The following is a 7,672-nucleotide window of genomic DNA, read 5'->3' on the forward strand; positions in this document are numbered from 1 at the left end:
AGGCGTCAGGCGCCGGTGGCGGGCGACGCGGAGCGGCGCTCCTCGGCGGCGGAGCGCCCCACATAGAGCGGGGCAAGGGTCATGACGTCGTCGCTCTCGCCGCGGACAATTCTGGGATAGGCGAGGTAGGCGACATTCAAGGCGTGCGGGCGGTGTGCGCCCTCCAGAATCGGCATCCCCGTGCCTGGGAGGCCTTCATTCAGTGCGGCGTCGCCCAGCAGCAGCACGCCGGCGTGTGAGAGCGCGAGCTGCTCCCTCAGTTCGTTTGTCGTGAGCACCTCGATGGTACGGTCTTCGGGGCACGTCGGTGGTTCATACCATCGGACGTAGTACTGTCCGCGCCTCGACGTGAGCGTCACAGCCAGCCGGGTCCCGGCTAACAGCAACGGCTCATAGGTCAGCGCGATGACATCCATCGTTTCCACTCCGATGATCGGGATGTTGAGGACCTGGGCCATGGTCTTTGCGGTCGCCACGCCGATGCGCAGCCCCGTGAAAGATCCCGGACCGATGGAAACAGCGATTCCCGTCAGATCTTCGGGCGTCAGGCCTTCGTCCATTAGGAGCGCTTCGATGGTGGGGACCAGACGCCGGCTGAGTTCCATGGCGTTGACGAACGAGTGTGACGCCAGGGGGCCATTCTCGTTCCACAGCGCCACGGCACACCACTGCGTGGCTGTTTCAATCCCCAATACCAGCGGCATGGCACTCCTCCATCAGGCGCCGGGAGGCGCCTCCCTGGGCGCGGAACGTTGCGCGCCTCGCATCCCCGTCGTATTCAAAATGAATCTCGAGAGAATCGACGGGCAAAGCGCCTCGGATGTTGCCTGCCCACTCCACGACCAGCGCCCAACCCCGGTCAAGATACTCGTGCAAGCCGAGTTGCTCGGCATCCGCTGCGCCGTTGAGGCGGTAGGCATCCACATGCAGCAACTGTACCCGGCCCGCCCGGTACTCCGACATCAGTGCGAACGTTGGGCTCAACACGTCGTCGGGGATTGCGAGACCATGGGCGAGGCCCTGTGTGAAAGTTGTCTTGCCCGCGCCGAGTTCGCCGTCCAACAGGAGAACATCTCCGGGCCGCAGGCACGCCGCAACGGCGGCGCCCAGCGCGCGGGTCGCCTCGGGGGTTGGCAGATGGTATACGACGCCCTGTTGTGGGTTGGCGATGGTCATGGGCTGCAATCAGAAGTGCCGGAACGCGCGTGGCTCTACGGCTACGGTTGAGCCGTCGTTACGGACCATAGAGATGCCCTCACCCTCAACGATGCGCCCGATGCGGGTGAGGGTGGGCGCGGGGTGCTCTTCCTGAATCGCGGCCATCACGCGGTCGGCGCCGGGTTCGACGGCCATGAGCAACTCGTAATCCTCGCCACCGAACAGCGCGAGGTCCAGCGGATCCCATCCAAACCGCTCGCCCAGCGGAGCGAGTTGCGCGTTCATTGGGAGCTCAGCTTCATCGAGAACGGCGCCCACTCCGCTCTCTTCGCAGATATGCGCCAGATCGCCGGCGAGCCCATCGCTGAGATCTATCATCGCGTTCACGATTCCTGCCTGCGCCACAAGCCACGAAGTAGGCAGCCACGGAATCGGGCGTGTGTGGCGAGTGTAGAAAGAGACAGACGCCTTGGGTTCTCCTGCCTGCAGGAGCCGTAGGCCGGCCGCTGCATCGCCCAGCGTGTTTGTGACCCACAGGTCGTCTCCGGGCTTCGCGCCCGCGCGGGTGACGGCTTTGCCGTGTTCCACGTAACCGAACGCCGTCACGCTGATGGATGTGTGCGGAGCCGACACGATGTCGCCTCCCACGATGGGCGCGCGATAGAGGCCGATGAGCTCGCATGCCCCGTCGTAGAACTCCAGCACTTCTTCAACCGTGGTGTCGTTCTTCAGTCCGAGAGTGATGAGGAAACCGGCGGGCGCCGCCGCCATGGCGGCGAGATCGCTGAGGTTTACCGCGAACGATTTCCAGCCGAGGCGGCCCCAGTCCGTCCATTCGTGGCTGAAATGGACACCTTCAATGAGAGCATCGGCCGTCATGACGAGGTCGAATCCCGCCGGCGGGGTCATCACCGCGCAGTCGTCGCCAATCCCCTGCACAACACCCATCTCGCGGAGCCGCGCAATAAGACCAAACTCGCCAAGATCTGAAACTAGCATAGGGTTATTCTATCCACAAAGGCGCAGACGAGCGATGAGGTAGGAACGATGAACGATGAACCCCGTATGCGGAATTCATCGTTCTTCGTTCCTACCTCATCGTTTCACTATGCGGCGTTGATGATTCCCAGGAAGTCCTCGGCCTTCAGCGCCGCGCCGCCAACCAGCGCGCCGTCGATGTTCGGCTTGCCCAGGAGTTCGCTGGCGTTGGACGCTTTTACGCTGCCGCCGTACTGGATGCGGACGGCCTCGGCGACGGCGTCGCCGTAGAGCTTCTTCACGGTATCCCGGATCACGCCGCACACGCGGTCGGCTTCATCGGCGGCGCAGACTTCGCCGGTGCCGATGGCCCACACGGGTTCATACGCGATAACGACTCTGGCCATCTCTTCCGTGGTGATGCCTTTCAGCCCACCCTGGATCTGGGAGGCGACGACGGAATCCGTCGTGCCGGCCTGGCGCTCGGAGAGGAGCTCACCACAGGCTACGATAACGTTCAAGCCGGCGGAAAGGGCGAAACGCGCCTTGGCGTTTACGCTGGCATCGTTGTCCCCGAAGACCTTCAACTGCGCCGGGTCATCCACCTTCTCCTCAACGCCGAAACGCCCGCGCGTTTCGCTGTGGCCAACGATAACCCATGACGCGCCGGCGTCCTTGAGATACTGCGGCGAAACCTGGCTGGTGTACGCGCCCTTTTCCTTCCAGAACGTATTCTGGCCGGCCACCGCGATCTTCGAGCCCTTGAGGGCCTCGGCCACGGCGTAGAGGGCTACGAACGTCGGCGCCACGGCCACGTCACAGGGCGGGTTGGGCAGCGCGTTCTTCAATTCGGTGGCGAGGGCGACCCCCTCGGCGATGGTCTTGTTCAGCTTCCAGTTGCCGGCAATAAACTTGCGTCGCATTCATTTCCCTTTCGTTGCGAGTTCAGGTAAGCGCGGCTATATGTCATCCTGAGCGCAGCGAAGGATCTCAACATTACGTGGAGATCCTTCGCTGCGCTCAGGATGACATGCATCGCGACCTGGTTGTCTTCTATACAATGCTCGGTTCGAGCGTGATCTTCAATTCGGAATCCAACGCTTGCGAGATCAGGCAGTAGTTTTCCGCGTGGTGAGCGGTATCAAGCGCTTTCTGCCTGACGCCCTCATCGGCGCTGTCCACCGTGAGCACGGGCTTCAATCGGATCGCCGTGAACTTCAGCGATTTGTTCGGCTGGCGTACAACATCGCCCTCCGCCGCGACCTCGATCTTAGTAATGGGCAGGCGCTTCCGTTCGGCGATCACGGCCAGCGTGATGCTGTAACAAGCGGCAACCGCCTGAACGAGCATTTCCTCGGGATTCGTCCGACCCGGAGCGCCGCCCAACTGATGCGGCCGCCCGTATATCATCTCGCGGTCTTCCATCCGAAGATCACCATCGCCGTCGCTATCACCGTTCCACACGCTGTGCACGTGGAAGACATGCTTCTCATCCGCCATTGCCGTATCTCCTTGATTACCGAATATGGATAACGCTATGTTGCGATGCACCAATGGTGTGAAACAACAAATTCCTGCCGAGCGTTCCTACTTGTCGAGCAGCGCCACGAGCCCCGGCAACTGCTTGCCTTCAAGGAACTCGAGGCTGGCGCCGCCGCCGGTACTGATATGGCTGACTTTGTCCGCGAAGCCCAACTGCTCGATGGCCGCCGCGCTGTCGCCGCCCCCGATGATGCTCAGGCTGTCGCTGTCGGCGATGGCCTGCGCGATGGCGCGGGTACCCGTGGCGAACTCATCGTCCTCAAACACGCCCATTGGGCCATTCCAGATGACAGTCTTGGCTGACTTAACGACGGCGCTGAACGCTTCAATGGTCTTCGGCCCGATGTCAACGCCTTCCATATCCGCCGGGATGTTGTCCACCGAAACGGACTTGACCTTCAGCGTGGCGCGATCTTCCGGCGAAAGGCCAAGCGGGAACTTGTCCACGATGGTCGCGTCCACGGGGAGGCTGATCTTGCCGGCGCCCTGGACCAGAACGGATTTGCAGGCCTCAACGAAATCTTCGGCGAGCAGGCTGGTGCCGATTTCCTTGCCCTGAGCCTTCAGGAAGGTATAGGCCATTCCGCCGCCTATGATGAGCGCATCAACCTTTGGCAGCAGGTTCGTCACAACGCCGATCTTGTCTTTGACCTTGGCGCCGCCAAGAATCGCGACGAACGGACGGGCGGGCGCTTCGAGGGCCTTCGCCAGAAAATCGATCTCTTTGCCCATCAGATAACCGGCAACGGCGGGGAGGAGGTGCGCGACGCCTTCCGTGGACGCGTGCGCCCTGTGCGCGGCGCCGAAGGCATCGTTGACGTAGATGTCCGCGAACGACGCGAGCACCTTGGCGAACTCGGGATCATTCTTCTCTTCGCCCGGGTAGTATCGAACGTTCTCGAGGAGCGCAATCTCGCCGTCCTTCAAAATGGCGAGCTTCGCGGCTGCGTCCGGCGCCGTGATGTCACTGACAAAAAGGATCGGCTTTCCCAGTAGCTCGCCGAGGCGCTTGGCCACCGGAGCGAGGGTGTACTTGGGATCCGGCGTGCCTTTCGGCCGGCCAAGGTGCGCGGCCACGATGACCTTGGCGCCCCGCTCCAGGAGGGCATTCAGCGTGGGAAGGGCCGCGCGGATCCGGCGATCGTCCGTTATGGCGCCGGTGGAGTCCTGCGGCGTGTTCAGGTCTTCGCGAACCAGCACGCGCTTGCCGGCGACTACGATATCGTCAATGGTCTTCTTATTCATGGTCGCTTCGCTCCATAGGGAAAAGGGCTGAGGATTGAGGGCCGAGAGGGACAAACCCATCTCAGCCCTCGCTTCTCAGCCCTCAGCCCTCAGTGTTTACAGGCCTTTTTGGACCATCATCACGATGAGGTCGGCTACGCGGCTGCTGTAACCCCACTCATTGTCGTACCAGGACACAACCTTGATGAACCTCGGCGAGAGGGACTTCGTGAGGCCGGAGTCGAAGATGCTGCTGTGCGCATTGGCGATGATGTCCGAGGACACGATGGGGTCGCTGGTGTATTCGAGGATGCCCTTCATCGGGCCTTCCGCGGCGGCCTTCATCGCGGCGTTGATCGCTTCAACGGAGGCGTCCTTCTGGAGGGCGACGGTCAGGTCAACGCAGGAGCCCGTGGGCACCGGCACGCGCAGAGCATAGCCATCCAGTTTTCCCTTGAGTTCCGGGATAACCAGGCTGATGGCCTTGGCGGCGCCGGTGCTGGTGGGGATGATGTTCACGGCGGCGGCGCGGGCGCGGCGAAGGTCCTTGTGGACCTGATCGGCGACCTTCTGGTCGTTGGTGTACGCGTGTACGGTCGTCATGAATCCGTATTCGATACCCCAATTGTCCTGGAGGACCTTGGCGAACGGCGCTAGGCAGTTGGTGGTGCAGGAAGCGTTGGAGACGATGTTGTGCTTGGCGGGGTCATACGCCTGGTCGTTCACGCCGAGGACGATGGTGATGTCTTCGTTCTTGGCGGGGGCGGAAATAATGACCTTTTTCGCGCCACCGGCCGTGATGTGTACTTTGGCCTTCTCGGCGTCGGTGAAGAAGCCCGTGGATTCCACGACAATCTGCGCGCCGACGCTGGCCCACGGGATGTTCGCGGGATCTTTCTCCTTGAACACCTTGAGTGTCTTGCCGTTAACCTTCAGGTCTTCGCCATCGGTTTCGACAGTGCCCTTAAATGTGCGGTAGTTGGTGTCGTACTTCAGGAGCGTGGCGTTGGTCTTCGCATCGCTGAGGTCGTTGATCGCGACGATTTCGATCTGGTCGCCATAACGCTCGGTGATGGCGCGGTACGATAGCCGCCCGATCCGTCCGAACCCGTTGATTCCCACTTTCACGGCCATAACAAACTCTCCTTCTTGTTGGTGAAAAGCCCGGACCCATTATGTTGCGCGCGGGGCCGGAGACGCCAATCGAGATATCTTTATCCCTTACCGATTTCATTCTACACCGGGCTTATCTTCGGTTGCAACTAGTCGCGTCATTTTTGACGCATTCCGTCACGGCGTGCGTTGCGTCACCGGACGGAGCGGCCGCGTGGCGGCCCAGAGCGCGTAACAGGTGGCCGTTCGCGAGCAGATACCCACATTTGTCCGCCCGCTTGCCAATGATATTGCCGCGAACGAAGGTTGAGCCAGCCTGCGCATTCTGCTTGGAATCCTTCTCGGCGCGGGCAATGCCTCAGGAGGTTCGTTATGCACGTGAAAAGCTTGTTGGCGGCACTCTTTGTGGCCGCCGCCATCACCACGTCGGCGTACGCGGGCGTGATCGACGTGGCGATGGACCATCAGATCAATTTCGGCATGCCCGGCACGCCGCAGTTACCCACCGGAAACGCCATCTACACGCCGCAGACCGGGTTCGAGGGCACGCCCGGCCCCGTTACGTTTGGAACAGACGGCACTGTCGGCTGAACCCGCCATGGCTTCTCGGGAGGCGGGTGGTACTACCTGTACCTGGATACCGCCCTCGCCGGGCTTGGCACCATCGACCTGGGCGCCGCGGGCTCCACTATCTCGTTCGATGCCCGATTCTTCCAGGACCCGCAGACCAACACGAGTCCTTATGGCGATGCCCCGATCTTCGTCCGCGCGTATCAATACGATGCCAGTGGCGCCAGCCTCGTTGGCTACAAGGATTTCAGCATCGTCTGGGCAACGCAGGCGCCGTGGAACAACCCGATCTACCCCACGTGGTCGCGCGCGACCGTTAACATGAGCGGCGCCGGAACCGTCAACGGCGCGTGGACCGGAAAGGTCAACCGGCTGCGCTGGTACGGCACCGACTGGGCCGGCCATGGCCAGGACTTCATAGACGTGAAGAACGTGGCCTTCGCCGGCGACGGCGTCGTAGGCGCGGTTCCAGAACCGGGTTCGATGGCGCTGCTCCTGGCCGGCTTGCTGCCCTTCGCCGCTCGCCTTCGGAAACCCAAGGTCTGAGCTGACGGAGCGGGAAACCAGAGCAATGCGCAGCGAGACCGGCTTCGTGCCGGTCTCGCTGCGCATTGTGATAATCGGGCGATCCGAGCACGATATCGTCGCGAAAGCCCGGCCCGCGGGCTGCGCCGCAAGAAAGATTAAGAATAAGTGAAAATGCGCTTGACGCGGGTTCACCGTCTTGATATACTAAAAAACGCGTCCGGGGTCGAACCTCCGGGTGGCAATGCCTTAGCACCTTGACAATCGAGCAGCGTATCTGGTGAGCCTGCTGGTTTCTGTAATGGAGCCGGTGGGACAAAGAAACTAGTTGAGAACTAGTGATTGGTCTCTCTCTTTGATGGGAGGGATTAAGAAGCAAAACTCTTGGCTAGGGTTTGACCTCTAAACGAGACTGAGCGGTGGGTTAGCGATAACCTGCTGATACAGATAAAATCTATGGAGAGTTTGATCCTGGCTCAGGACGAACGCTTGCGACGTGCCTGAGAAATGCAAGTCGAGCGGACATGAGGATTTCGGTCTTTGTGTTAGCGGCGAACGGTCG

General features: G+C 61.4%; 9 protein-coding genes and 1 rRNA gene. 3 read left to right on the forward strand and 7 right to left on the reverse strand.

The window, feature by feature from the left end; translation table 11 throughout:
- Window positions 1-5: 5 nt before the first annotated feature.
- The 7 genes from tsaB to gap form a co-directional block, all read right to left on the reverse strand.
- Window positions 6-704, reverse strand: coding sequence for a tRNA (adenosine(37)-N6)-threonylcarbamoyltransferase complex dimerization subunit type 1 TsaB (gene tsaB, locus VGM51_00095; GenBank protein ID HEY3411434.1), 699 nt, complete (start codon window positions 702-704; stop codon window positions 6-8).
- Complete coding sequence (gene tsaE / locus VGM51_00100; protein ID HEY3411435.1) at window positions 682-1,176, reverse strand: tRNA (adenosine(37)-N6)-threonylcarbamoyltransferase complex ATPase subunit type 1 TsaE; 495 nt, start codon at window positions 1,174-1,176, stop codon at window positions 682-684. The genes tsaB and tsaE overlap by 23 nt, the downstream gene beginning before the upstream one ends.
- A gap of 9 nt (window positions 1,177-1,185) precedes the next feature.
- On the reverse strand, window positions 1,186-2,157 hold the full coding sequence (gene thiL / locus VGM51_00105; protein HEY3411436.1) for a thiamine-phosphate kinase: 972 nt from the start codon (window positions 2,155-2,157) through the stop codon (window positions 1,186-1,188).
- A gap of 107 nt (window positions 2,158-2,264) precedes the next feature.
- The gene (tpiA, locus tag VGM51_00110; GenBank protein HEY3411437.1) at window positions 2,265-3,059 is read right to left on the reverse strand and encodes a triose-phosphate isomerase; all 795 of its coding nucleotides are present in this window, start codon (window positions 3,057-3,059) and stop codon (window positions 2,265-2,267) included.
- Between the two features lie 130 nt (window positions 3,060-3,189).
- On the reverse strand, window positions 3,190-3,636 hold the full coding sequence (locus VGM51_00115) for an OsmC family protein (protein ID HEY3411438.1): 447 nt from the start codon (window positions 3,634-3,636) through the stop codon (window positions 3,190-3,192).
- 87 nt (window positions 3,637-3,723) lie between these two features.
- Entirely contained in the window at window positions 3,724-4,923 is a 1,200-nt protein-coding gene (locus tag VGM51_00120; protein HEY3411439.1) for a phosphoglycerate kinase, read from the reverse strand.
- A gap of 96 nt (window positions 4,924-5,019) precedes the next feature.
- Window positions 5,020-6,036, reverse strand: coding sequence for a type I glyceraldehyde-3-phosphate dehydrogenase (gap, locus tag VGM51_00125; protein HEY3411440.1), 1,017 nt, complete (start codon window positions 6,034-6,036; stop codon window positions 5,020-5,022).
- Window positions 6,037-6,387: 351 nt separating this feature from the next.
- On the opposite strand from gap, the gene VGM51_00130 reads away from it, so the two are divergent.
- From VGM51_00130 to VGM51_00140, 3 genes are all read left to right on the forward strand, one after another.
- A complete protein-coding gene (locus tag VGM51_00130; GenBank protein ID HEY3411441.1) occupies window positions 6,388-6,606 on the forward strand; it encodes a hypothetical protein in 219 nt (72 codons plus the stop codon).
- Between the two features lie 300 nt (window positions 6,607-6,906).
- Complete coding sequence (locus tag VGM51_00135) at window positions 6,907-7,131, forward strand: PEP-CTERM sorting domain-containing protein (GenBank protein HEY3411442.1); 225 nt, start codon at window positions 6,907-6,909, stop codon at window positions 7,129-7,131.
- 432 nt (window positions 7,132-7,563) lie between these two features.
- Window positions 7,564-7,672 (forward strand): 16S ribosomal RNA (locus VGM51_00140); the annotation flags it as partial.

This window comes from Armatimonadota bacterium, assembly GCA_036504095.1.
In the GTDB taxonomy this organism is placed as follows: domain Bacteria; phylum Armatimonadota; class DTGP01; order JAKQQT01; family JAKQQT01; genus DASXUL01.

Coding starts and splice junctions, on each gene's coding strand:
- tsaB (HEY3411434.1), bottom strand. CDS start 704: ATGCCGCTGGTATTGGGGATTGAAACAGCCACGCAGTGGTGTGCCGTG.
- tsaE (HEY3411435.1), bottom strand. CDS start 1,176: ATGACCATCGCCAACCCACAACAGGGCGTCGTATACCATCTGCCAACC.
- thiL (HEY3411436.1), bottom strand. CDS start 2,157: ATGCTAGTTTCAGATCTTGGCGAGTTTGGTCTTATTGCGCGGCTCCGC.
- tpiA (HEY3411437.1), bottom strand. CDS start 3,059: ATGCGACGCAAGTTTATTGCCGGCAACTGGAAGCTGAACAAGACCATC.
- VGM51_00115 (HEY3411438.1), bottom strand. CDS start 3,636: ATGGCGGATGAGAAGCATGTCTTCCACGTGCACAGCGTGTGGAACGGT.
- VGM51_00120 (HEY3411439.1), bottom strand. CDS start 4,923: ATGAATAAGAAGACCATTGACGATATCGTAGTCGCCGGCAAGCGCGTG.
- gap (HEY3411440.1), bottom strand. CDS start 6,036: ATGGCCGTGAAAGTGGGAATCAACGGGTTCGGACGGATCGGGCGGCTA.
- VGM51_00130 (HEY3411441.1), top strand. CDS start 6,388: ATGCACGTGAAAAGCTTGTTGGCGGCACTCTTTGTGGCCGCCGCCATC.
- VGM51_00135 (HEY3411442.1), top strand. CDS start 6,907: ATGAGCGGCGCCGGAACCGTCAACGGCGCGTGGACCGGAAAGGTCAAC.